Source organism: Niveispirillum irakense DSM 11586 (genome assembly GCF_000429645.1).
GTDB lineage: Bacteria > Pseudomonadota > Alphaproteobacteria > Azospirillales > Azospirillaceae > Niveispirillum > Niveispirillum irakense.
On the sequence record NZ_KE386934.1, the window covers coordinates 273,469 to 297,937 of the forward strand.

The window sequence follows — 24,469 nt, forward strand, 5'->3', positions numbered from 1 at the left end:
TACGGGGGGTCAGGGCGCCCACCAGATGGAAACCGGCACCAGATCCTGGTGCAGGACGGAACGGACGGGCAGCACTTCCACCGGACCCGGCGCCAGCGCCTGATCCAGCACGCGGCGCTTGGTCTCGCCCGTGATCAGCAGAAGGATGGCGCGGCTATCCAGCAGGACCGGGCGGGTCAAGGTAATGCGCGCCGGGCCGGGAATGGCCGGCACCACGCCAGCCACAGCCAAGCCGCCATTGCCACTCAACGCCTGCTCCAGCCCTTCGCCGCCGGGGAAGAAGCTGGCCGTATGCCCATCCTCCCCCATGCCCAGCAGTACCAGATCAAAGGGGCGATCCAAGGTCGCCACCCGTCCATGGGTGGCTTCCAGACCATCGGCCGCCGCGGCACCAGGGCTTTTCAACCCCACCAGCCGCGCGCCCTTGGCCAAGGCCGTCGCCAGCGTGCGGCGGACCATCGCCTCGTTGCTGGCCGGATCATCCAGATCCACCCAGCGCTCGTCCGACAGGGTCAGGCTCACCTTGTCCCAAGGCAGGTCCATGCCATCCAGCACGGCAAACAGGTCAGCCGGCGTGGTGCCGCCGGACAGGACCAGCGTAGCCGCACCACGGGCCGCCACAGCCTGACGGATCACGCCAGCAATATGGTCAGCCAGGGCCGATACCAAAGCCGGCCGCGCCGCATGGGCCTTCATGTCATTAGAATTCGGCATCGTGCCACCGGCGATTGTCACGGGCCAGCAGCAGGGCCGAACTGATCGGCCCCCAGCTACCGGCGGAATAGGGCTCAGGCCGCTGGTCCGCTTCTTCCCATCCCTTCAGGATGGTATCGATCCAGGCCCAGGCGGCATCCACCTCGTCCCGGCGCATGAACAGGGACGGGTTGCCGCGCACCGTGTCCATCAGCAGCCGTTCATAGGCATCCGGATACCGGTCCTTGAACGTTTCCGCATAAGAAAGGTTCAGCGGCACGGAACGCAGGCGCAGACCGCCGGGGCCCGGCACCTTGGTCATGATGGACAGGTTCACGCCCTCATCCGGCTGCAGGCGGATCACCAGCTTGTTGGCGGTCAGTTCACCAGCACCCTTGCCGAACACATTATGCGGAATGGACTTGAACTGGATGATGATTTCAGAGCAGCGGGTCGGCATGCGCTTGCCTGTGCGCAGATAGAAGGGCACACCCCCCCAGCGCCAGTTATCCACCTCGGCCTTGATGGCGACCAGGGTTTCGGTAGTGCTGTTGCCATGGCCCAGCTCCTCCGGATAGCCCGGCACGGCCTTGCCGTCGATCACGCCCTGGCGATATTGGCCGCGCACCGTATGGCTTTTCACATCCTGCGCTGTGATAGGGCGCAGCGCGCGCAGCACCTTGATCTTTTCATTGCGGATCATGTCTTCCGTCAGCGAGGACGGTGGCTCCATCGCCACCAGACAGACAAGCTGAAGGAAATGGTTCTGCACCATGTCACGCAGGGCGCCGGCGCGGTCGTAATAGTCGGCGCGGCCTTCCACGCCCACCTTCTCCGCCACCGTGATCTGCACATGGTCGATATAGCCGGCATTCCACAACGGCTCAAACAGGGCGTTACCGAAGCGCAGCACCATCAGGTTCTGCACCGACTCCTTGCCCAGATAATGATCGATGCGGAAAATCTGGTCTTCGCGGAAGATCGCGCCGACCTGATCATTGATAGCATTGGCCGAGTCACGGTCCTTGCCGATCGGCTTTTCCAGCACCACACGGGTGCGCGGGCAGATCAGCCCGGCATCTTTAATGTTGCGGCAGATGGCACCAAACAATGCCGGCGAGGTCGCCAGATAGAAGACGCGGGCCTTGTCGCCGCCATCCTTCAGCGCTTCAGCCAGATCGACCCAGCCGCCGCCCGGCTTGGTGGCATCCAGGGTGACATAGGCGATGCGATTCAGAAACCGGTGCAGCACTTCCGCATCAATATCATCGCTGGGGATGAACTGGTCCAGGGCGGCGGCGATCTGGTTGCGGAACTGTTCCGTGCCCTGGTCGGTGCGCGACACGCCGATGATGCGGCTGTCATCGGTCATCTGATGGTCGCGCTCACGGTAATAGAGCGCCGGCATCAGCTTGCGCAGGGCCAGATCGCCCGTGCCGCCGAACACGACATAGTCGAAGGGAGGAACCTGCAGAATTTCAGCCATTATACCCGCGTCCGCGCCCACCCGTCCTTGGCACTATCCCGGCGGCACGGGGCTTCATGCCCGCCGGAACATCTCGCCGCGCAATGTAGCAGAATTACCATCCATGACAAGCACGGACTACAAATTCACTACCCAATGGGGTTGAGCCCATCCTGTTCCCGCGCAACGATCAGCCAGCATATCGCATCCGTACGAAATGAACGGCTATTTTGATCGCAATCTTGTCCGAAAATAAGCCCATCCGGACGGGCAGGGGTGCCCCGCCGTTACCGGCCTCGGCATACCCTTGCAAAAAGGGCCACAATCCCGTGTAATTCCCTTACATCGGTGCGCATATCTCAACCCACGAACAAGACGCACCTGTCCGTTGCGGGAAGGGAGTGCCCCCTGTGTTAGAACGTATCCGCGGCATGCAGGCCGGCTTGCGGCGTTCCGAGCAGAAGATCGCCGAGGTCGTGCTGAAACGGCCCCATTCGGTGGTCAATGCCTCTGTGGCGGAAGTGGCGCGGGAAGCGCAGGTCAGTCAGCCCACCGTGGTGCGCTTCTGCCGCTCCATCGGCTGTGCCGGCTTCCAGGATTTCAAGCTGCGGCTGGCCCAGGATCTGGCCACCGGCACGCCCTATGTGCATGAAGAGGTGCGGCCCGACGATGCGGTGGTCGATGTGGCCGCCAAGGTGCTGAACCGCTCCATCGCATCACTGACGCGGGTGCGCAACCACACCAATCCGGAAGCGCTGGAACAGGCGGTGCGCATCCTGATTGAAGCGCAGCGGCTGGAATTTTACGGCTTCGGCGCGTCCGGCGTTGTCGCCATGGATGCGCAGAACAAGTTCTTCCGCCTCGGCATCCCCTGCGTGGCCTACACGGATTTCCATGTCCAGGCCATGTCGGCCACCCTGCTGGGGCCGAATGCGGCAGCACTGGTCATTTCCCATACCGGCCGGACGCGGGAATTGCTGCGCTCCGTCGATCTGGCGCTGGATAGTGGCGCCAAGGTGGTGGCGCTGACCAGCGGTGGCTCACCCCTGGCGGACAGGGCCACCATTTCCCTGCTGGTTGATGTGGTGGAAGATACCAGCATGTATACCCCCATGGTCAGCCGTCTGGCACATCTGGCCATGATCGACGTGCTGCAGGTGGCGGTGGCCTTGCGCAAGGGTGTGAACCTGACCGAAAGTCTGGCCCGGTCCAAACGGCCGATCAGGGAACGTCGGCTGCTCCAGCGCGGTTGATACCGGACGGCCGCACCGCCGTCCGTCCTCCCTTCCCTCTTCATGTCCCCCTATTCCTGCCCTAAGGATCATCGATGCCCCTGGCCTTCAGCCCCGAGATCATCGAAGCCGTCATTGCGGGCCGGCATAGCGACATCTTCGCCGTGCTGGGCCCGCATGCCACCAGCGACAAGGGCGCCGGGGATCAGGTGCGGCTGGCCGTGTTCCGGCCCGATGCTGATGCCGTGCAGGCCATAAGCCCGGACGGGACCGTGCTGGCGGATCTGGACAGGCTGCATGCGGACGGCTTTTTCGCCGCCGATCTTCCTGCCGATCAGGCCGACCATTACCGGCTGCGCCTGCGCCGGCTGGAAACGACATGGGAGATTGATGATCCCTACCGGTTCCCCCCCCTGCTGGGGGAGATGGACCGTTATCTGATCGGCGAGGGGCGCCATTGGCGGCTTTACGACCGGATGGGCGCCCATATCCTTGCAGAAAACGGCGTTACCGGTGTGCGCTTCGCCGTGTGGGCACCCAATGCCTCACGCGTGTCCGTGGTGGGGGATTTCAATGGCTGGGACGGGCGCATCCATATGATGCGCAAACATCCCGGCATCGGCGTGTGGGAGATTTTCATCCCCGGCGTCACCGCCGGCAGCCGCTATAAATATGAATTGCTGGGAGCCGATGGAGCGTTGTTGCCGCTGAAGGCCGACCCGTTCGCCCTGACAGCGGAAATGCGCCCGGCCAATGCGTCCGTCGTCGCCGACCCCGCCCAGGCGGAATGGCGGGACAATGCCTGGATGGCGCAACGCAAGGCACGCAACCGCCGCGACGCCGCCATCTCCATATACGAGGTGCATCTAGGCTCCTGGCGGCGCGGACCGGACGGTCGGTTCCTGAATTACCGCGAACTGGCGGAAACGCTGGTACCCTATGTGAAGGAAATGGGCTTCACCCATATTGAGGTGATGCCCGTCCATGAGCATCCGTTCGATGGCTCCTGGGGTTATCAGGCGCTGGGGCTTTATGCGCCCACCGCCCGGTTTGGCACGCCGACGGATTTCCAGGCTTTTGTGGAAGCCTGCCACGATGCGGATATCGGCCTGATCATCGATTGGGTGCCCGGCCATTTCCCCACCGATGCGCATGGGCTGTACCAGTTTGACGGTACCCATCTTTATGACCATGCCGATCCGCGCCAGGGCTATCACCCGGACTGGAACACGGCGATCTATAATTTCGGCCGCAACGAGGTCACCAATTTCCTGATCGCCAATGCCCTGTTCTGGCTGCGGCGCTATCATATAGATGGGCTGCGCGTCGATGCCGTCGCCTCCATGCTCTACCTGGATTACAGCCGCAAGGAGGGGGAATGGATCCCCAACCAGTTCGGCGGACGGGAAAACCTGGAAGCCATCGACTTCATGCGCCAGTTGAACGAACTGGTTTATGGCGAGGCTGAAGGTCAGGGCGGTGGCGCCATCACCATCGCGGAGGAAAGCACCGCCTGGCCCGGCGTGTCCCGCCCTGCCTATGTCGGTGGGCTAGGCTTCGGCTATAAATGGAACATGGGCTGGATGCATGACACGCTGCGCTATATTGCGCGCGATCCCATCCACCGCCGGTTCCACCACCATGATCTGACCTTCGGCCTGCTCTACGCCTTCTCCGAGAATTTCATCCTGCCGCTGAGCCATGATGAGGTGGTTCACGGCAAGGGCTCGCTTCTGGCCCGGATGCCGGGGGATGACTGGCAGAAATTCGCCAATCTGCGCGCCTATTTCGCCTTCATGTGGACCCATCCCGGCAAGAAGCTGCTGTTCATGGGCGGGGAGTTCGCACAGGGGCGGGAATGGAACCATGATGCGGAACTGGACTGGCATCTGCTGGAAGGCCAGGGCGGCCACTGGCATCGCGGCGTACGCGACCTGATCCGCGATCTGAACCATCTCTACCGCGCCACCCCTGCCCTGCATGGGCGGGATTGCGAGCCGGAGGGCTTCAGTTGGATCAAGGGGGCCGCCTCAGATGAATCGGTGCTGGTCTATTGCCGCCATGGCTACCAGCCCAACCAGGCCGCCGTGACAGTAGCCAGCTTCACCCCGATCCCGCGGGAGAAATACCGTATCGGCCTGCCTCTGCCCGGCCATTGGCGCGAGGCTTTGAACAGCGATGCCGGCTGCTATGGCGGCAGCAATATCGGCAATGGCGGCGGGGTGGAGGCAGAGAACCTGCCCTGGGACGGCCAGCCCTACAGCGCCCTGATCACGGTCCCGCCGCTGGCCACGCTGGTGTTTGTACACGGGTAAGGGGGCTGTTGCCCCCCTCCCCTCATTCAGCCGCAGCCAGGAACCCGCCTGACTGCCGGTGCCAGAGCTGGGCATAGCGACCGCCCAGCGCCAGCAGGTCGGCGTGGCTGCCCTGTTCCACCACCTGACCGCCTTCCAGATACAGGATACGGTCCATTTCGGTGACTGTGGAAAGCCGGTGGGCGATGGCAATCACCGTGCGGCCTTCCATCAGGGTCCACAGCGCTTCCTGGATCAGATGTTCGGACTCGCTGTCCAGCGCGCTGGTCGCTTCGTCCAGGATCAGGATAGGGCTGTCCTTCAACAGGGCCCGGGCAATCGCCACGCGCTGGCGTTCCCCACCTGACAGTTTCACCCCCTGCTCCCCCACAATGGTGTCGTAACCGGTGGGACGGCGGATGATGAACTCATGCGCATGGGCCTTGCGCGCGGCCTCCTCCACCTCCGCCTGGGTGGCGTTGGGTCGCCCGTAGGAGATATTTTCCCCGACCGTGCGGTGGAAGACGCCCGGCTGCTGCGGCACCTCGGCAATGGCACTATTCAGGCTTTCCAGCGTCACATGGGCGATATCCTGCCCGTCGATCAGCACCCGGCCATATTGCGGATCGAATTGCCGGCGGATCAGCTTGACCAGCGTGCTTTTACCCGCACCAGAGCGACCGACCAGCCCGACCTTCTCCCCCGGTGCGATGGAAAGGTTCAAGCCATCAAAAACCTTGGTCCCGTCGGGGAAGTGGAAATGCACTTCCCGCAACTCGATCCCCCCGGCACGCAGGCGCAGGGGCGGCGCACCCACCGTGTCGGTGATCTCATGCGGGGCGGAGACCAGATCCAGCGCTTCCGCCAGCGTACCCAACTCCTCAAAGAAGGAGAGCATGCGGTCGGACAGGTGCCAGACCGTGTTGGAAATCTGGAAGGCCAGGGTGAAGACCAGGGTAAATTCCCCCACGCTCATCACCCCCGCCATGGTGCGGGTAATCGCCACCCAGACCAGCACGGCCAACAGCGCCATGATGGAGAACATCTGGAACAGCCGCATCATCACCAGGAACCAGCGCAGCCGGCGCGACCGAAACCGTTCCGCATTCAGGTAATGGCCCAGGAATGACCGCTCAAACGCCGTGCGGGCAAAGCCCCGGATCAGGTCGGCATTGGTGATGGCATCGATGATCCGGCCGGAACTGGTGGACACGGCCTCGCTCATCACCTCCGACAGGTGGAAGCAATGGCGGGCCAGCCAGCCCGACACCAGCACATAGACCAGCATCCATCCCGCCAGCACGGCAGAGAAAAGCGGTGCCGCCGTCCACAGCAGGCCCAGCGCCACCACCAGCAGCACCGCAACCCGGATCACATCCCACATCAGGATTTCGATCAGCGACAGGGCCGCATTGGCCCCCTGCTTGACCTTCTGGCCCAGCTTACCGGCGAAATTATCCTGGAAATAGCGGGGGCTGTGCCCCAGCAGCCAGGAGAACATCCGCTTCTGCGCCAGCGCCCGGATGGAAGGCGAGGTATAGATATCGACGATCTGATAGACCCGGTACATGCCCATGCTGCCCAGCCAGATCAGCAGCAGCAGCAGGAACCAGCCGCCCACGCCCAGCCCATGCGGCGTCACCGCATCCCCGCCCGTGGCCGCCGTCAGCGCATCCACCACGGCTTTCAGGGCGTAAGGCTCAAACGCCTCAATCGCCTGGCCGATAGTGACCGCCAGGACCATCAGGGTCAGCCGCCCAGCAAACTTCTCCCGCACCAGCCCCCACAGGAAGGCAAAGGGTTTGGATGGCAGCGGACGCGGCGCCTCCTGATCCTCCCAGGCGAAATCACGATCCTGGATGGCCTGATCATCAATACGGACAGCGCGCATCGACGCGCGCAGCAGGGCGGAAAACATGGAACGGAACTCCAAAAACGAAATCGGAGCCTGATGCCAATAATATAGCGCCCGATACATCCGATATCGGATTAGATGTCGGTTTGCCTGTATTTTGTCAACCGGGAAAAATCTTGTCCCATCCATCAAAGTTTTTAGAGGTATCGGCCCCGACTACCCAGCGATGGGCAACCGGGGCACATACCATTTGGCATTACCGAAGGCGGAAGTCCGGCCCCAGATAGGTCCGGACGGGATTGCCCCGTTCCAGACTGTCATGGCGATTCCAGCGGTCGCGGTCGGCCTGCCGGCTGGCTTGCTGAACCTGATCCGCCAGGGCCGCATGCAGGCGCGCCATGGCCAGGGCGCGGTTGCGGTGCTGGCTGCGCTCCTCCCGCGCCACGGCAACAGCGCCGGTCGGCAGATGCGTGATGCGCACAGCCGATTCGGTTTTGTTGACATGCTGACCGCCGGCACCAGATGAGCGCATCGTTTCCACCCGCAGGTCACTCTCCCGCACAGCGGAGGATGGCGGCGGTGGAGCCAGCAGGGACACACCGACAAACCAGTTTTTCCGCCCCCATCCCGGGCGCAAAGGGCTGGGGCAGATCCACAACACGGATCCCTCCCAAGATCGGGCAAGGGTGCCGGCCCCCTCCCCATCAAGCCCCACCAGGGCGGAAAGCGGGCCATACGGCCCCGGCTCACTCTCCACCAGGGCGGCCTTGATCCCGCTTTTTGCCGCCTCTTCCATCAGGGCCGCCACCAAACCGGTAACAGCCAACTGGCATTCGCCGGGACCACGCCCGGCGCTGAACAGAAGCCAGGTCATCGCCCAGCCCTCCCTTGCTTGGCCTTGCGGGCGGCACTGCGCTGCCGCTTCCAGTCAGCACCACCTTTTTCAGCCCGCGCGCCATGGGATGCCTTGAAGGTCACCACGGGCCGGAAGGTGGCGATGACGGTCAGCAACCCGGCTGCCGCCAGATCGCCCACCACACCCGCCACCGGCTTATAGGCCTCCGGCGCTTCCTCCCACAGCAGCAGGTCATTGCCGCAGACGACACGGCCGCCATAAGGATTGCGTTCCAGATCCTCCCGCCGGTAAAGGCCCTTCAGCTTGCCCTTAGCTTCATGCCGGGCCAACTTGCGGCCCGCACCATGGGCCAGGGATTGCAGGGCCTCCCGCTTCTCCGCCACGGGTTGCACCAGGAAGCTGAGATCACCCCGGCTGCCGGGGATTGCCACCGGCCCCTGATCGGCCGGGGCCGCCCCCTTGCGGTGCAGCCAGCAGTCACAGCCATCCATCACGGCGGCAGTGACGCTGTTATGGCAGATATCCAGCACGCGGCGCCCGTCCGCCCCAATGGCCGCGAGGGCGCGATGGGCACAGAGATCCCGGTTGGCGACCGCCCAACGCACGGCATCGCCATGGGCCATCAGATAAGCATCGGCATCCACACTGCCGATAGCCAGCCCCTGGGCGCCGTGCATGTCGGCATGGGCCCGCAGAATAGCCTCCCCCAACCCGCGGGAACCAGAATGGGCCAGCACGCACAGCCGGTCTTCTTCCAGCCCCAGGGCCTGGAACCCTTCCGGGTCATGCAGCTGATGAACCTGCTGCAATTCCACGAAATGGTTTCCATGGCCGGGTGTACCCAACCCCAGTTCGTGGCCGGTCGGTGCCAGATCGCGCGCCGCCAACCAAGCCTCCGGGTCACCATTCCAGGGCTGATCCAGCCCTTCCATACGTTCCGCCAGACGGTCCGGCCGGGCCTTGCGCACCGGCATATCCGTCTGCCACAACGCCATGCCGCACCCGATGTCGGAACCGACCAGGGTTGGATAGATCACCCCCTCGGAGAGGAAAGCGGCCCCGACGGGAGACCCTTTGCCGGGATGCAGGTCTGGCATGCCCACTGCCAGCCGCATGCCCGGCAGAGCCGCCGTGGCATCCAGTTGGCGCAAGGCTTCGCCCTCAATCCAGGTGGATGAGGACGCGATCACGCGGACCTTCGGCCCGCGTGTTGAAATAATTTGATTGCCCATGTTTCCTTGGCTTCGACGTCTGGGCTTATCAGGGCGACGGTCTGGACGCAGCTTGGGCGTCAAAAAAAACCGTCACAAGTAAGACCGGGACCGCGGAAGGGCGGTGGCGGTCAGATCGCCCCGTGACCGGGGCGGATTGCGATACAATGCATGTCCAGCCTCCAAGGAAAGTAATCTGGCTGATACGCCCTTCCTGGTTGTTTTGCAAGCCCACTGTAAAATCAGATTCATGCTGGGTAGGGGGGCATCAACAGGGCCGCTATGACCTTTTGCGGCATAATCCTGTGTCCCCCGTCACATGAGATCGGCATCCGTGACCTTATTTTTCTGGAACCTTTCCAGCGAGTATCGGAATGTATCCGACACAAGGCTGGGGTCATCGGCGGCGGGATGCGGCAGCAATGCAGTATCCAGCCCCAAGGGGCGGATATGGAGTTCACGGTCAAATTCTGGGGTGTGCGCGGCACATTCCCTTGCGCTTATGCTTCGCACCTTACTTATGGCGGCAATACAAGCTGCCTGGAAGTGAGCGTTGGGGGCAGAACATTGATCCTGGACGCGGGCACCGGTCTGCGCGCCCTGGGCAAGCGCCTGATGCGCGACCGGATCAAACAGGCCACCCTGCTGCTCAGCCACGCCCATTGGGACCATATTAACGGCTTCCCCTTCTTCGAGGCCGGCTATTGCCCCGATTTCCAGATGGAAGTGGTCGCCCGCGACCTGACCGGCTGTGAATGTATCGGGGATGTCTTCACCAGTTGCATGGAGAAGCCGCTGTTCCCCGTCCCGCTGAAAACAATGCGGGCCGAACTGGGCTTCCATAACCTGCATGTCGGCGACCAGTTGGACATGGCCCCCGGCCTTGTCGTGAAGACAGGTGAATTGAACCATCCTGGCGGCGCCGTCGGCTATCGTATCGAATATGGTGGCAAGGCCTTCTGCTACATCACCGACACCGAACATGTGCCCGGCCAGTTGGACCAGAACATCCTGAAGCTGATCGAAGGCGCGGATGTGGTGGTCTATGATGCCACCTACACCGAAGCCGAATATGCCACCCGCCAGGGCTGGGGCCATTCCACCTGGAATGAGGGTGTGAAGCTGGTGCGGGAGGCGGATGCCAAGCGGCTTTGCCTGTTCCACCACGACCCCGACCATGACGACCAGATGATGGCCGCCATCGAACGCGACGCACGCAACGGCTTTGCCGGTGCCTTCGCTGCCCGGGAAGGTGTGGTGCTGGATATGCTGAACCTGCCACAGGTAGCCATGTCTGAACGTGCCTATGCGTGACCCGTGTCCTGCCGTAAAGGCAGGCGCACTCATTCCACGCCAAAAAGCTCCAACTGCCAGCGCAGTTCCGCCTCGCTCATAGGATAATCCGTGCCGTGGCGGGCATTCAGCAGCTTGGTCGGCGGCAGCCCGGATTTAAGCTGCAACAGGCGGGCACAGCGCATGGAAAGCCCCGCACGCCAGGCCAGGGCCGTGATGGCCCTGGCGCTTTGTGTGTCGATGATGCGCTGGACCAGATCGGGCGACAGGTCGGCCTTCAGGGCCAGCGCCTCGCGCACAAAAGATTTGTCGCCCCAGGACAGCGCATCCCAGATCACAGCCTCATCCAGCCGGCCTTCTGCCTTCAGCCGGGCTGCCTTCTGGTCTGCGGGTTCCTGCTTTACATAGTCGCGCGCCCATTCCAGCCGGCGCTGGGTCACGGCGACGACGTCCCGTCTATCCTCGCGGTCAAAGCCATGGGCGGACATTTCGCCCCGGATGCTCTCCTCGACAATACTCGCCATTTTGGAGACAAGCGACGGCGGCAGCAGTGAACGCCCTTGTGCCCCCGGCATCAGGCTGGTGGCAACCAGCCCGGCCAGCGCCTGATCGGACAGGCGGGCACCCGGATTGGCCAGCAGGGTCGCCGTCGCCAACCGGTCGCGCTGTTCCACCACAGCATCCGCCACCGGCATGCTCACCCGTTCCCGCCGGGCGATGGCTTCCAGCACCCAGGGCACGGGCTGGGCCTTGATGATGGCAATCAGTTCCTCATCCGGCAGCGTCACGCATGTGCGCAGGATCGGCTCCGCCACTTCCCGCGCAACATCCCGCGCCAGCGAGGCAATCAGGCCGGGGGGCGCCACCGCGACATCCCGCAACGCACCCGCCAATGCCGCACGCACGCGCACCACCTGATCAATCGCCAGCATGGACAGGGCATTATGGGCAATATCCCGCAGGGCCGCCTGTTCATCCGCTGTCAGGTGCGGCAGGGCGCGGGCCAGCTTGCGCGCCAGCAGCACCCGCACATCCGCATCCGCATCACGCGCCAGCCTGGACGCCGCCTGCAACGGGGTCGCCCCATTATGCGCCACGGCCCGGCGCACAACCGGGTCGCCATCATCGGCCATGTAGTAAAGCAGCTCCGGCGCCAGATCGGACCGCTGGGCCAACTGCAACCGCACAGCCGGATCAGGGCTGATCATAAGCCGCTTGGCCTGTTCATAGGTCTCGGGATCGGGGCCGGTGTCCGTCATGGCGGGCAAAAACAGGCGGAGGGCTGCGGCATCATGGCATCACGATCCCTTATCCCCGGCAAGCTTTCAAGCGGGAGTTCGGCTAACTGCCGCCCAGATCCAGAATCCGCACCGTGGTCCCATCCTCCTGCATCGCCGCCAGCGCCAGATTGAAGCGGTCAATAATTGCAGGATCAATACCGGCAGCCCGGCTGAACAGGATGAAGGCCTCCTTACTGGTGATCTTCATAGGATGGAACACCACCTGATCGCGCACGCCCATACGCTCCAGCCGTTCTGCCGCCACGCGATACCCGTCCAGGAAGCCATCAATACGCCCCCGCAGCAACATGGCGGTGGCGCTTTCGCCGCCATTCACAATAACGAGATTATCGGCCAGATCGCCACTGCGCAGCAAACGTTCATACTCGCTGCTGTAAAGAGAGCCTGAGACGACACCCAACCGGAAAGGGCTGGCGGCCAGCCCCGCCAGATCGCTGAAAAAATAGCGCCCCGCATCTTCACGCCGCAGCACAAGCACATTCCGGCCCTGGCGCATGAAATGAGAGTAAATACCAATTTTCTCCCGCTCAGGCGTATGGGCCACACCGGCGATGGCGTCCACCTGCCCTTCCTGCACCATCATCAAGGCACGCGGACGCGGCGCAGATATCCAGGTCACCATACAGCCAGCCCGACGCGCAGCTTCCATCACCAGATCATGATCGATACCTTTGATCGCCCCATCGGGACCGGGAAATTGATAGGGCGGCAGATCGACCCAGGCGAACCGCAGGGCGCAGTGATTATCCGCTGCTAAAGCAATGCCGCTCGCGAAAACCAGCGACGCCATCAACAGCCATGATGTGAGAATCCCGGATAAAAGCCGCATCCGCCCTCACTTCAATAAAGATTAACTAAACATATCATAAAATGCGGCGCTATCCAGGCTGGCAACGCTGCATCCCGGTGGCGGGGCTTGCCGCGATGCGGCAGGACGGATAGGAACCTGGGACGCACCCGCACGGCACAGAGTTTCGGACTTGTCATGACCGAAGGCCCCCTTTCCGTCTATCGCGCCCGCCGTGGCACCGGCACCCTGAAGGCCGATCCGGCGCAGGAACTGGCGGCGGAAAAGCTGCAAAGCCTCTATTGCGCCCTGCGCGACTATAAGCCCTCCACCGGGCAGAGCGGCTGGCGCGCCCGTTTCGGCCTGACACGCAGGCCCGACCCGGCGCCGCAGGGCCTGTTCATCTATGGGGATGTCGGGCGCGGCAAATCCATGCTGATGGACCTGTTCTATGAAACCGTACCGGTGAAGGAAAAGGTCCGGGTCCATTTCCACGCCTTCATGCTGTCGGTGCATGAAAGGCTGCACGCCATCCGCCGGGACGGCCCCGTCGCCCGCAAAGGCGGGGATGAGGTGGTGGAACTGGCCAAACAGATCGCAGCCGAAGGCTGGCTGCTGTGCTTTGATGAATTCCACGTCACCGACGTGACCAATGCCATGATCCTGGGCCGGTTGTTCACGGCCCTGTTCGATCTGGGCATCGTGATGGTGGCAACCAGCAACTGGGCGCCGGACGATCTTTATAAGGACGGCTTGAACCGCCAGCTTTTCCTGCCCTTCATCGCTTTGCTGAAGGAAAAGCTGGATGTGCTGCATCTGGCATCGGAGCGGGATTACCGCCTGGCCCGGCTGATGGGCGCCAAGGTCTATCATTACCCGTTGGGACCAGCCAGTGCCGCTGCCATGCAGCGCACCTTCGATGACGTGACCGACAGGGCCCCGCCGGAAGCGGTGGAACTGACCGTACAGGGCCGCAAGGTGGAGGTGCCGCGCGCCGCCCGTGGTGTGGCCTGGTTCACCTTTGATGAATTATGCGCCCGCCCGCTGGGGGCGGGTGATTATCTGGCCATCGCCACCCATTTCCACACGGTGCTGATCGACAGGGTACCGAGATTGTCGGAGGCGCAGCGCAATGAGGCCAAGCGCTTCATGACCCTGATTGATGCGCTGTATGAGCATAAGGTGAACACGATCATTGCGGCTGAGACGGCACCAGAACGCATCTATGCCGAAGGCACGCATGCTTTCGAGTTTCAGCGTACCGTCAGCCGCATGATGGAAATGCAGGCCCAGGATTACCTGGAACGCCCGCACCTGACCTGAGGGCGCACCGCATGAGCGAGGTCAAGAAACGGTCCTTATTGATCGCCGGCCATCCGACCAGCGTGACATTGGAGGAACCGTTCTGGGCGGCCTTGAAAGAACTGGCGGCGAAGGAGGACATCGCCGTCAACGCCCTGGTGGAACGGATTGATGCTGAGCGGACGGGCAACCTCTCAAGCGCCATCCGGGTTTTCGTGCTGGAAGCCTTCCGTACGCGCGCCTGACGACCGTCACCGCTTGAAAAACGCCTGCGCCGCAGCGTGGACATCCTGCTTTTCCTGGATCATGGCCCGCGCCCGCGCGATTTCCGCTTCCAGTGTCACGATATAATCCTGCAGATCGCCCACCGACAGGCTGTCGAGATCGACCGGCTTTTTCACCGGTTTGCTGGGTAGCAACTCATCCAGATCGAATGCCATGTCCTCTCCCCCTTCCCGGATGCTGTTCCAGGGTGTTCTATGCGCATGCGCACATGAGCGACCGGTATTTTGCGTTAAGCGGAAGACCGGCGCAATCGCCCGAAGGAGAGGATGGAAATGGATTTGCCCCAAACCATGCGCGTGGTGGAGATCACGGAACCCGGCGGCCCGGACGTGCTGGTCGCGGCAACACGGCCCCTGCCCGTCCCTGGTCCGGGTGAGGTGCTGATCCGTGTCGAGGCCGCTGGCGTGAACCGGCCGGACGTTTTCCAGCGCCAGGGCGGCTACCCGCCGCCACCGGGTGCATCCGACCTGCCGGGGCTGGAAGTGGCGGGCACCATCGCGGCTTTGGGGCCGGATGTCACCGGCTGGCGGGTCGGCGATGCTGTCTGCGCCCTGCTGGCCGGCGGCGGTTATGCCGACTATGCCACTGCTCCTGCACCGCAATGCCTGCCCCTGCCGGAAGGGCTGGATATGGTGCAGGCAGCCTCCCTGCCGGAGACCGTCTTCACCGTCTGGACCAATGTGTTTGAGCGGGGCGGCCTGCTGCCGGGTGAAAGCCTGCTGGTGCATGGCGGCACATCGGGCATCGGCTCCATCGCCATCCAGTTGGCGAAGGCTTTGGGCAGCATCGTTTACGCCACCGCTGGCGGGCCGGAAAAGGCCAAGGCCTGTGAAGCACTTGGGGCTGATCGCGGCATCGATTACCGGAATGAGGATTTTGTCGCCGTCATCAAGGAGGTGACGGGCAAGCGCGGCGTCAATGTCGTGCTGGACATGGTGGGCGGAGATTACCTGCCGCGCAATATCGACTGTCTGGCACCGGATGGGCGGCACGTCACCATCGCGTTCCTGCGCGGACCGAAGGCGGAGATCAATCTCACGCCCATCATGCTGAAGCGCCTGACCCTGACCGGCTCCACCCTGCGTGCCCGGTCGGTGGCCCAGAAAGGGGCACTGGCCCAGGCCATCCAGCAGCATGTCTGGCCGTTGATCGCGGTGGGCAAGGTGCGACCGGTGATCCATGCGACCTTCCCGCTGGAACAGGCAGCATCGGCCCACCGGCTGATGGAGTCGTCCGGCCATATCGGCAAGATCGTGCTGACACTCTGACAGACATCCCGATGGAATTGATCGGGCGGGATGAAAAAATCCCGTGGCTTGTCGCCCGCTCTGACGCTATAGCTGAAGCGCAGTCTGTTTGTCCGTCCGATTGGCTGCGCGGGGCCCCTCCCGCGCGCGACGGGCGGCTTTTGCGTTTTTGCGTTGTTGGTCCCGTGACGATGGCCGGTCCGCATCCGGCGTCGCGTTTTAGGAGGAAGCATGGCACTGCCCCTGATGCCCAAGGCCACTGCCGTTTGGCTGGTTGAGAATACCGGTCTCAGCTTCGAGCAGATCGCCGAATTCTGCGGCATGCATGAGCTGGAAGTGCAGGCCATCGCGGATGGCGAGGTTGCGGTGGGCATGGTTGGTCGCGATCCGGTCGCCGGTGGCGAACTGACCGCCGAAGAGATCGTCCGCGCGGAAGGCAACCCCGACGCCAAGCTGCGCCTGCGCCAACAGGACCTGCCCCAGCCGGTCGCCCGCTCCAAGGGCCCGCGCTATACGCCGGTGACCAAGCGTGGCGACAAGCCGGACGCCATCGCCTACCTGCTGAAGGCCCATCCGGAATTGTCGGATGCCCAGCTTTGCAAGCTGATCGGCACCACCAAGCCGACCATCGCCGCCGTGCGCGACAAAACCCATTGGAACGCTGCCAATATCAAGGCGCGCAACCCGGTTCTGCTGGGCCTGTGCAGCCAGCGTGAGCTGGACGGCGCGCTGGAACGCGCCCGCCGTGGCCGCCCGCCGGGTGAAGAATCGGTCGAGAACCCCGTTCCCGATTATGAAAGCGATGAACCGCTTTACACCCCGCCCGCCTCGGACGAGGATTGATCGGAAAGAAGCCCGGCCGGTACCAACCGCCGGGCTTTTTCTTTACCGCCTATCCGGAATGGCGGGGGCGACAGCGCCATTTCCCCTCCCCATCTTAGCAGTCAGGGACCCCCTTGTCGGCGCGGACAGGGCCCCTCCCTTCAATCGCCAAGGATGATGCGCGATGAATCTGGAAAAGCTGCTGGGCACCTTGATGCAGTCCGGACTGTCCGGCCATGTACTGGGCAAGCATGGAATCGGGAAAAAGAAAAAGCATAAGGGCGGGCTTGGTGGTCTGGCCGGGCGGGCCGCCCTGTCCAAGGGTGGCTTGTCGCTGCTGGCGGGAATCGGTATCGCTGCTTATGAACATTATCGGCAGCGGCAACAGCAGGCCGGCACACCTTCCCCCTGGTCCGGCGCCGGCGGTACAGGCAACGCTGGGTCGCCCACGCCACCGCCCTTTCAGCGGCCAGCCACGCCCCCACCCTTCAGCGTTGATGGCAGCAATGGCAGCCCCGCCACCCCGCTGCCCGATCCTGACCTGATCCTGACCGCCATGGTGGCCGCCGCGCGCGCCGATGGTGTGCTGGATGCGGAGGAGCGGGCCACGCTGGAACGTTATCTGATGGATAGCGGTGCCGATGCCCAGGATTGGGCGCATCTGGACCGGCTGATGCGGGAGCCGGTGGACCTGGACGCCCTGATCGCGCGGGTGAAAGATCCCGTCACAGCGGCGGAGGTTTATGGCGCCTCCTATCTGGCGATCGACCCGGATATGGCGGCGGAACGGGCTTGGCTTTCCATGCTGGCCGCCCGCCTGGGTCTGGACCCGGAAGCGGCACGGGAAATTGAAAGCCGCCTGGATGCGGCAGGCTGAGCCAATTTCTGCTTTGCGCATGAATGGGACGAATGGGGGAATGTGATGACGCAATGGTTTTTCCATGATGGCGACCAGCAGGCAGGTCCGCTGGACGGACAGGCGGCGCTGGATTTCGTGCGCAAACATCCCAATGCTTTCTGCTGGCGCCAGGGGATGGCGGAATGGCTGCCGGTGCGGGCCGTTGCCGAACTGTCGGGCCAGCCCAGCCCCTGGGGCGGGCGCCCCAACACCCCGCCACCGCCCAGCATGGGCATCAAGCGCGGCCGCACCGACGAGATCGACTTCAAGATCTACGGCCATGAAATGCAGTTCGTGGAAGTGGAACTGGACCCCGGCGAAAGCGCCATCGCCGAAGCCGGGGGCATGGTCTACAAGGACCAGAGCGTGGAGATGACCACCATCTTCGGCGATGGATCGGAAGCCGGGGGTGGCGGCTTTCTGGATAAGCTGATCGGCGCCGGCAAGCGCGTCATTACCGGGGAAAGCCTGTTCACCACCATCTTCACCCATCAGGGATCGGGCAAGGCGCGTGTCGCCTTTTCCGCGCCCTATCCGGGTACCATCATCCCGCTGAAACTGTCCGATATTGGCGGCGCCCTGATCTGTCAGAAGGATAGTTTCCTGGCGGCTGCCAAGGGTGTCTCCATCGGCATCCATTTCCAGCGCCGCATCCTGACCGGGCTGTTCGGCGGGGAAGGTTTTATCATGCAGCGGCTGGAAGGTGATGGCTGGGTCTTCGCCCATGTCGGCGGCACGGTGGTTGAACGCCAACTGGCACCGGGTGAGGTGCTGCATGTTGATACCGGCTGTATCGCCGCCTTCACGCCCGATGTGGATTTCAACCTTGTGCAGGTCGGGGGCGTGAAGTCCGTTCTGTTCGGTGGCGAAGGGCTGTTCTTTGCCACGCTGCGCGGCCCCGGCCGGGTCTGGATCCAAAGCCTGCCCTTCTCCCGTCTGGCAGGCCGCATGCTGGCCGCCACGGTGCCGGGACAAAGCAAGGGGGAAGGCAGCGTGCTGGGCCCCTTGGGCGATATTGTGATGGGCAACCGGAAGTAACCCCGCCGGCCCGCTGCCCCGGCCATTGTCCGGGGCAGCGGGCGACGGTCATAGATCAGTGATCATGCCCCTCATGGCCATGGCCGTCATGATCGCCATGGGTCAGGTCATAGCGGGCCTGGACGGGTGCCTTGCCCGGCAGGGTCAGCACCGTCACAACCTTGCCCTCCGCCCCATGCGGCAGGTCCAGATTGGCGCCCAGGCTGTTGGCGCCAACCGGTTTCAAAGCTACCTGCCGGGGCGCGCCGCCGATCAATACCGTGGCGCTGCCGGTCGCACCTTCCACCGCCACCGGCTGATTGTCGGGGGTGTAGAGATGGATGGTCAGCCCCGTCTCTGTCACCACCAGTTCCTGGTGATAGGGGCCGGCATCGGCCAGCAGGCCCCCTTTCGGCCCCTTCTCGTCACCATGTCCCCAGGCCGCCGGTGCCAGGGTCAGCGTTGCCAGGGCGGCCAGCGCCGCCATCTTGCGCATCATTGCGATCATGTTCTTTCTCCTTCAGGAAACAGGTTTGGGAATGGTCAGAAAAGGTCGGCCGGCTGCCCGGCGGGTGCGGGGCTGCTGTCCCGCAAGGCGGCGAGCCGCTCTACGGAAGCCCGTCCAAAACGGTGGAACAGAACGGGGGTCAGCACCGTGTCCAGCAGGGTGGCGCTGACCAGCCCGCCAAAGATGGTGACCGCCACCGGGTGCAGGATTTCCTTGCCCGGCGTTTCCGCGCCGATCAGCAGCGGCACCAGGGCCAAACCAGCCGACAGGGCCGTCATCAACACCGGCACCAGCCGTTCCTGGCTGCCGCGCAGGATCATCGCCCGGTCGAACCGTTCCCCTTCATGCAGGCAGAGATTGATGTAATGGCTGACTTTCAGGATGCCGTTGCGGGTGCTGATGCCGGCCAGGGTGATGAAGCCCACCATGCTGGCGACCGATAAAGGCTGCCCCGCAATCCAGAGCGCAGCGACGGAGCCGACCAGTGCCAGGGGCACGGTGCCCATGATGATCAGCACCGGCACCGCCGACCTGTACCGCCCATACAGCACCAGGAAAATCAGCGCGAAGGAGATGGTGGACAGGCCGGCCATGGTGCGGGCCGCCTCTTCCTGCGCCTGGAAGGTGCCTTCCAGGCTGGCATGGGTGCCTGCCGGCATCGGCTGATCTTCAAGGATGGCGCGGATGTCCGCCACGATGGCGGCCATGTCGCGGCTGCCATCGCCATTGCCCAGCACGGCGATGCGCCGCCTGCCATCCTCGCGCAGCACCTCGTTCGGGCCATCACCCTCCGTCACCATCGCCAGACGGGACAGCGGCACGGGGCCGGAAGGTGTGTCGATCAGCAGGGCGGCCAACTGGTCCGGCTGACGCCCGGGCTCCGCCAGCCGCAGCACCAGATCGGTCCGCCGGTCGCCTTCCACGATCTCCGTGACCGTCTGGCCGTTGGACAGGGTGCTGACGGCTGCCAGCACGGCAGCCGGGGTCACGCCATGGGCCGATGCTTGCGCTGCATCCACCTCCACCCGCAATTGCGGGATCAACACCTGCCGTTCGATCTGCAGGTCAACCAGCCCCGGCACACTGGCCAACCGGTCGCGCAGGCCGCCGGCCAGGGCGCGCAAAGCCCCCATATCCTCGCCATAGAGCTTGACCGCAATCTGGGCCCGCACGCCGGACAGCATATGGTCCAGCCGGTGGGAAATGGGCTGGCCGATATTGACCGACACCGGCAGCACGGCCAGCCGCTGGCGCACATCAGCCAGGATTTCGGATTTGCTGCGATCCGACGGGCGCAGCCTGGCATCCACCTCGCTGACATTCACCCCCATGGCATGTTCATCCAGTTCCGCGCGCCCGGTGCGGCGGCTGACCATCACCACTTCCGGCACATCGGCCAGCAATTCCTCTGCCATGCGGCCCACCCGCGCGCTTTCATCCAGCGACATGCCGGGGTTCAGCGTCAGGGCAATGGTCAGGGTGCCTTCATTAAACTCCGGCAGAAAGGCGCGGGGCAGAAAGGGCACGGCAGCGAAAGCCGCCACCACTGCCGCCACAATGGCACCGAACAACAGCGACCGATGATCAAAGGCCCAACCCAGAAGCCGGGCATTGCCGGCCTTCAGGCGCCGAACCAGCCAGCCATCCTTCTCCTCATGCAGTTTCATGCGGGGAAGCAGGTAATAGGCCAGCACCGGCGTGACGGTCAGCGCCGTCACCAGACTGGCCAGGATGGAGACGATATAAGCTACGCCCAGCGGTGCAAACAGTCGCCCCTCGATCCCCGACAGGGCGAAAAGCGGCACGAAGACCAGCACGATGATCGCCGTGGCATAGACGATGCCCGACCGCACCTCCGCACTGGCCGACAAGACCACGGACAGGGTGGGCACCGGGTTGGCTTTGGCGGCATTTTCCCGCAGGCGGCGGAAAATATTCTCCACATCCACCACCGCATCATCCACCAGTTCGCCGATGGCAATGGCCAGCCCGCCAAGCGTCATGGTGTTGATGGTCATGCCCAGGGCCTTGAACACCAGCACCGCCACCAGCAGCGACAGCGGAATTGCCGTCAGGCTGATGAAGGTGGTGCGCATATTGCCCAGAAACATGAACAGGATGATGGTGACGACGATCCCCGCCTCCAGCAGCACCTGTTTTACATTGTCGACGCTGGACTGGATGAAATCAGCCTGACGGAACATGATGACGGGGGCCGCAACATCGGCAGGGAAACCGGCGGCAATTTCCTGTAACGCCGCTTCCACGGCGTGGGTCACCGTCACCGTGTCCGCATCAGGCTGCTTCTGCACGCCCACCAGGACCGCCGGGCCGCCATCCAGCCCGGCATCACCCCGACGGGGGCGGGCGGCATGATCCACATCCGCCACCTGGGACAGGATGATGGGCCGGCCCTGTTGCCACGCCACCGGCAGGTCGCGCAGCACGGAAAGATCGGCCGTGCGGCCAATGCCGCGCACCATCAGTTCCGATCCGCGCTGATCGACGAAGCCGCCGCCGACATTGCCGCCAAAGGATTGCAACGCGGTCTGAATATCGGTCAGCGTGACGCCCAGCAGCGCCATGCGGCCCGGATCGGGCGCCACCCGCACCTGCCGTACCTCCCCCCCCATGGGGATCACCTGCGATACGCCGGGCACGGCCAGCAGGCGGGGGCGCAGGGTCCAGTCCGCCACACCGCGCAAAGCCATGGGGGCCAGCGCTGCCCCCTCTTTCGGGGTGAGCGCCACCACCATGATCTCCCCCATCAGGGAGGAGATTGGCCCCATCTGCGGCTGCACATCGGGTGGCAACTGCCCGGTCAACAATCCCAGCCGTTCTGCCACCTGCTGCCGGTTGCGATAAATATCGGTGTTCCAGGCAAATTCCACCGTGATGACGGACAGGCCTGCCGAGGAGGTGGAGCGCACCCGCTCCACGCCCGGCATGCCGTTCATCGCTGTTTCGATGGGGAATGTGACCAGCCGCTCCACCTCTTCCGGCGCCATGCCGGGGGCTTCCGACATCAAGGTGATGGTCGGGCGGTTCAGGTCGGGGAACACATCAACCGGGATACGCCCCAGGGTGATGAAGCCATAAGCACAGAGCAGAAAGGCGGCAACCAGCACGAACATCCGGTTACGGAGGCTGATGCCGACAATATGGGTAAACATCGGCGTCCCCCCTCAGCGGATCTGGTTCAACAGTTCGGCGCCCTGGACGACGACCCGTTCCCCCGCCCCCACCCCATCCAGGATCTGGACATGGGTGGGACCTGCCGGCGCAACACGCACCGCATGGGGAATGAACTGCTGTGGCGCCTGATGCACGAACAGGGTGGGCAGCCCGTCGCTACCCCGCACCACCGCCTCACGCGGGACAAGAAGCCCTTCCCGCCCCACCGCCATGGGAACCGCGACGGTAACGATATCGCCCGCGACCACCGGCAAGGCACCTTCCGGCCGGAACAGAAGCGGGATGGCCCCGCCCTGCCGGGCCGGACCCCGGCCAACCGGTGCCAGCGTCACATCTTGCCCCTCCACCCGGATCATCGCCGGTTGAAGGGGGCCCGACGCGAATCCGCCCTCAAAAGCCAGGGCTTCCACCATCAGGGACTGGGGATCGACAATCTCGAACAGGATCGTCACATCGCGATCCTCCACCATCAACCCGGCCACGGCATTGCTGGCGGCAACAATCCCATCCACAGGCGCCGTCAGGGGGATGCGGGAAACCAGGGCCCGCTCCAGCGCAGTCCGCTGGCGCTGCAGACCAGCAAGTGTCGTCCGGGCATCGTCGATGCTTTTCTGGGTGACGGCGCCGACAAGCTGTTCCAGCCGGGCCACGTCCTGGCGGGCCAGGCTGATTTCCTTCTCAAGCCCGGCCAGTTGTTCTGCCACGCTGCCCCGGTCTGTGGCCTGAAGGCTCAGTTCCACATAGCCCAGCACCTGCCCCGCGGCCACCTTGTCGCCCAGGCGGGGGAAGCCGTCCTCAGGCGGCATGATCCGGCCACTTTGCGGCGCCTGGACCCGGCCGCTGCGGTTGGGATCGGCGATGACACGACCCGGCAGGGTGTGGGTCGGCGATACAGCCCCCACCTCCAGCATCATGGTCCGGACCTGAAGCAGGCGCTGTGTCGGCTTGGGCACAAACAGGCTGCCATCGGGCAGACGGCGCGGCGCATCACCGGACGCCGGGGCCGGCGCCTCATCATGCCCTTCATGGGCGCGCGCGCCTCCCTGCGGGATCAGCGGCAAGCACAGGGCCAGCGCCAGCGCTATAACGGCTGGGCCACCGGGCCGACGCCGCGCGAGCAGCCAGCCACCGGCCAGCCCGACCAGCAAGGCCGCCAGCGGCAGGGCGATATCCGACACATGCCCGTGGCCATCTTCGGTCGGGCCTGCTTCTGCTTCATCATGCACATCCAGCGTGCCGATCAGCAGATCGGCGACTGTATCGCCGGTGACGGTGAAGGTCAGGGCATGTTCCCCCGCCGTCGCCCAAGGGGCTTCGATCGTGTAGGTGCCATCCGATGCCGCCTGCATCGGCTGGGGGTTCCCGCCGCCCACGGACAGGGTAACCGCCGCATCCGTTACCGGCACATTGTTCAGCAGGCGATCAACATAAACGACCAGGGTGCCATCACGCAGGGTCGCCACCAGTTCAACATCCCCCCCTGTGGCTTCCAGGCTGGGATGGGCGGGAGCCGGCGTTGCGGCGGCTGGCGCGCCATGGTCATGACCGGGGCCGGCAAGGCTGGGGGATGTAAGTGCCAGGGTGGCGGCAAGCGCCAGCCCGGCAAGGGCAAGGCCCGGCCGCGCGGCAGCAGACAAGTAAGACATGGGACATGTTTTCCGTCGACGGAAGGGGCGTCACGGGACAGCACACAAGGCGTCCCGGGGCGGATACCGATGGAACCGACGGGCGGTTCCGCGTCAGACGGAAAGGGGTGGTCGCGGCAAGGGGGCCGGTGTACGGCCTGCCATGGCATCGCTGGCGATGCGTAAAGTTTCCCCGTCAATGACAGGAAGCGGCGGCAGCCCGTCCAATGCCGCCGGCAGCGCCGTCAGCAAATGGGCAGCGCACACCTTGACGCAGCCGCAATTACCAGCGCAGAGACAATCATCCCCGCACAGGCACATCATACCCGGCGGATGATGCGGCGCATTGCGCAGCTCCGCCAGAGCCATGCTGCCATCCTGGCAGACAGAGGCATCCTGGGCCGACGTAAACAAAGGCTGGGTGGGATCACCCTGGCTGGCCGTGACCAGCGTATGTTCAGCCGCCGGTCCATCATGGGCGGCAGCCGTACCGACGCCAAGGAACAGCAGCAGCAGTGCAACCGCACCTGCCCGCAGCAATCCCCAGAATGGCATCCCGATACGCATCTGCACTTCCACACTG

General features: G+C 64.0%; 21 protein-coding genes. 9 read left to right on the top strand and 12 right to left on the bottom strand.

Annotated features, from left to right (window positions below):
- Positions 1-9: 9 nt before the first annotated feature.
- Entirely contained in the window at positions 10-714 is a 705-nt protein-coding gene (gene pgl, locus G473_RS0120205) for a 6-phosphogluconolactonase (RefSeq protein ID WP_084438409.1), read from the bottom strand.
- A complete protein-coding gene (zwf, locus tag G473_RS0120210) occupies positions 701-2,179 on the bottom strand; it encodes a glucose-6-phosphate dehydrogenase (RefSeq protein ID WP_084438411.1) in 1,479 nt (492 codons plus the stop codon). The genes pgl and zwf overlap by 14 nt, the downstream gene beginning before the upstream one ends.
- Before the next feature lie 389 nt (positions 2,180-2,568).
- Between zwf and hexR the strand changes: the two genes are divergently transcribed.
- Positions 2,569-3,411 (top strand): transcriptional regulator HexR, encoded by an 843-nt coding sequence (hexR, locus tag G473_RS0120215; RefSeq protein WP_029014593.1) that lies wholly within the window; start codon positions 2,569-2,571, stop codon positions 3,409-3,411.
- 74 nt (positions 3,412-3,485) lie between these two features.
- A complete protein-coding gene (gene glgB / locus G473_RS0120220; protein WP_029014594.1) occupies positions 3,486-5,705 on the top strand; it encodes a 1,4-alpha-glucan branching protein GlgB in 2,220 nt (739 codons plus the stop codon).
- 22 nt (positions 5,706-5,727) lie between these two features.
- On the opposite strand, the gene G473_RS28095 is transcribed toward glgB, so the two are convergent.
- From G473_RS28095 to G473_RS28100, 3 genes are all read right to left on the bottom strand, one after another.
- A complete protein-coding gene (locus tag G473_RS28095) occupies positions 5,728-7,602 on the bottom strand; it encodes an ABC transporter ATP-binding protein (RefSeq protein ID WP_161631020.1) in 1,875 nt (624 codons plus the stop codon).
- A 193-nt stretch (positions 7,603-7,795) separates the two neighbouring features.
- Entirely contained in the window at positions 7,796-8,413 is a 618-nt protein-coding gene (gene prfH, locus G473_RS0120230) for a peptide chain release factor H (RefSeq protein WP_029014595.1), read from the bottom strand.
- A complete protein-coding gene (locus G473_RS28100) occupies positions 8,410-9,627 on the bottom strand; it encodes an RNA ligase RtcB family protein (RefSeq protein WP_084438415.1) in 1,218 nt (405 codons plus the stop codon). The genes prfH and G473_RS28100 overlap by 4 nt, the downstream gene beginning before the upstream one ends.
- A gap of 429 nt (positions 9,628-10,056) precedes the next feature.
- Here G473_RS28100 and G473_RS0120245 point away from each other — a divergent pair, with 429 nt between their 5' ends.
- Positions 10,057-10,920, top strand: coding sequence for an MBL fold metallo-hydrolase (locus tag G473_RS0120245; RefSeq protein WP_029014596.1), 864 nt, complete (start codon positions 10,057-10,059; stop codon positions 10,918-10,920).
- 29 nt (positions 10,921-10,949) lie between these two features.
- Here G473_RS0120245 and G473_RS0120250 read toward each other — a convergent pair whose 3' ends face one another.
- A complete protein-coding gene (locus G473_RS0120250; protein ID WP_029014597.1) occupies positions 10,950-12,158 on the bottom strand; it encodes a DUF2336 domain-containing protein in 1,209 nt (402 codons plus the stop codon).
- A gap of 82 nt (positions 12,159-12,240) precedes the next feature.
- The gene (locus G473_RS0120255) at positions 12,241-12,990 is read right to left on the bottom strand and encodes a substrate-binding periplasmic protein (protein ID WP_161631021.1); all 750 of its coding nucleotides are present in this window, start codon (positions 12,988-12,990) and stop codon (positions 12,241-12,243) included.
- Between the two features lie 195 nt (positions 12,991-13,185).
- Here G473_RS0120255 and zapE point away from each other — a divergent pair, with 195 nt between their 5' ends.
- Together zapE and G473_RS0120265 are read left to right on the top strand one after the other, a co-directional pair.
- Positions 13,186-14,310: a cell division protein ZapE gene (gene zapE / locus G473_RS0120260; protein ID WP_029014599.1), complete on the top strand. Its 1,125-nt coding sequence runs from the start codon at positions 13,186-13,188 to the stop codon at positions 14,308-14,310.
- Positions 14,311-14,321: 11 nt separating this feature from the next.
- Positions 14,322-14,534 (top strand): ribbon-helix-helix domain-containing protein, encoded by a 213-nt coding sequence (locus tag G473_RS0120265; protein WP_029014600.1) that lies wholly within the window; start codon positions 14,322-14,324, stop codon positions 14,532-14,534.
- Positions 14,535-14,540: 6 nt separating this feature from the next.
- Here G473_RS0120265 and G473_RS0120270 read toward each other — a convergent pair whose 3' ends face one another.
- Positions 14,541-14,729: a DUF1192 domain-containing protein gene (locus tag G473_RS0120270; RefSeq protein WP_029014601.1), complete on the bottom strand. Its 189-nt coding sequence runs from the start codon at positions 14,727-14,729 to the stop codon at positions 14,541-14,543.
- Positions 14,730-14,840: 111 nt separating this feature from the next.
- Between G473_RS0120270 and G473_RS0120275 the strand changes: the two genes are divergently transcribed.
- The 4 genes from G473_RS0120275 (at position 14,841) to G473_RS0120290 (ending at position 18,579) form a co-directional block, all read left to right on the top strand.
- Positions 14,841-15,842, top strand: a complete 1,002-nt coding sequence (locus G473_RS0120275) for an NAD(P)H-quinone oxidoreductase (RefSeq protein WP_029014602.1) — start codon at positions 14,841-14,843, stop codon at positions 15,840-15,842.
- Between the two features lie 210 nt (positions 15,843-16,052).
- Entirely contained in the window at positions 16,053-16,664 is a 612-nt protein-coding gene (locus tag G473_RS28105) for a DUF1013 domain-containing protein (protein ID WP_051330520.1), read from the top strand.
- A gap of 163 nt (positions 16,665-16,827) precedes the next feature.
- Positions 16,828-17,520, top strand: coding sequence for a tellurite resistance TerB family protein (locus G473_RS0120285; RefSeq protein WP_051330521.1), 693 nt, complete (start codon positions 16,828-16,830; stop codon positions 17,518-17,520).
- Positions 17,521-17,565: 45 nt separating this feature from the next.
- Entirely contained in the window at positions 17,566-18,579 is a 1,014-nt protein-coding gene (locus G473_RS0120290; RefSeq protein ID WP_029014604.1) for a TIGR00266 family protein, read from the top strand.
- 55 nt (positions 18,580-18,634) lie between these two features.
- Here G473_RS0120290 and G473_RS29595 read toward each other — a convergent pair whose 3' ends face one another.
- From G473_RS29595 to G473_RS0120310, 4 genes are all read right to left on the bottom strand, one after another.
- Positions 18,635-19,066, bottom strand: coding sequence for a hypothetical protein (locus G473_RS29595; protein WP_051330522.1), 432 nt, complete (start codon positions 19,064-19,066; stop codon positions 18,635-18,637).
- 35 nt (positions 19,067-19,101) lie between these two features.
- Positions 19,102-22,239 carry an efflux RND transporter permease subunit gene (locus G473_RS0120300; RefSeq protein ID WP_029014605.1) on the bottom strand — a complete coding sequence of 1,046 codons (3,138 nt, stop codon included), beginning with the start codon at positions 22,237-22,239 and terminating at the stop codon, positions 19,102-19,104.
- Between the two features lie 12 nt (positions 22,240-22,251).
- Positions 22,252-23,907, bottom strand: a complete 1,656-nt coding sequence (locus G473_RS28115) for an efflux RND transporter periplasmic adaptor subunit (protein WP_051330523.1) — start codon at positions 23,905-23,907, stop codon at positions 22,252-22,254.
- Positions 23,908-24,000: 93 nt separating this feature from the next.
- Entirely contained in the window at positions 24,001-24,453 is a 453-nt protein-coding gene (locus G473_RS0120310) for a hypothetical protein (protein ID WP_029014606.1), read from the bottom strand.
- Positions 24,454-24,469 lie beyond the last annotated feature (16 nt).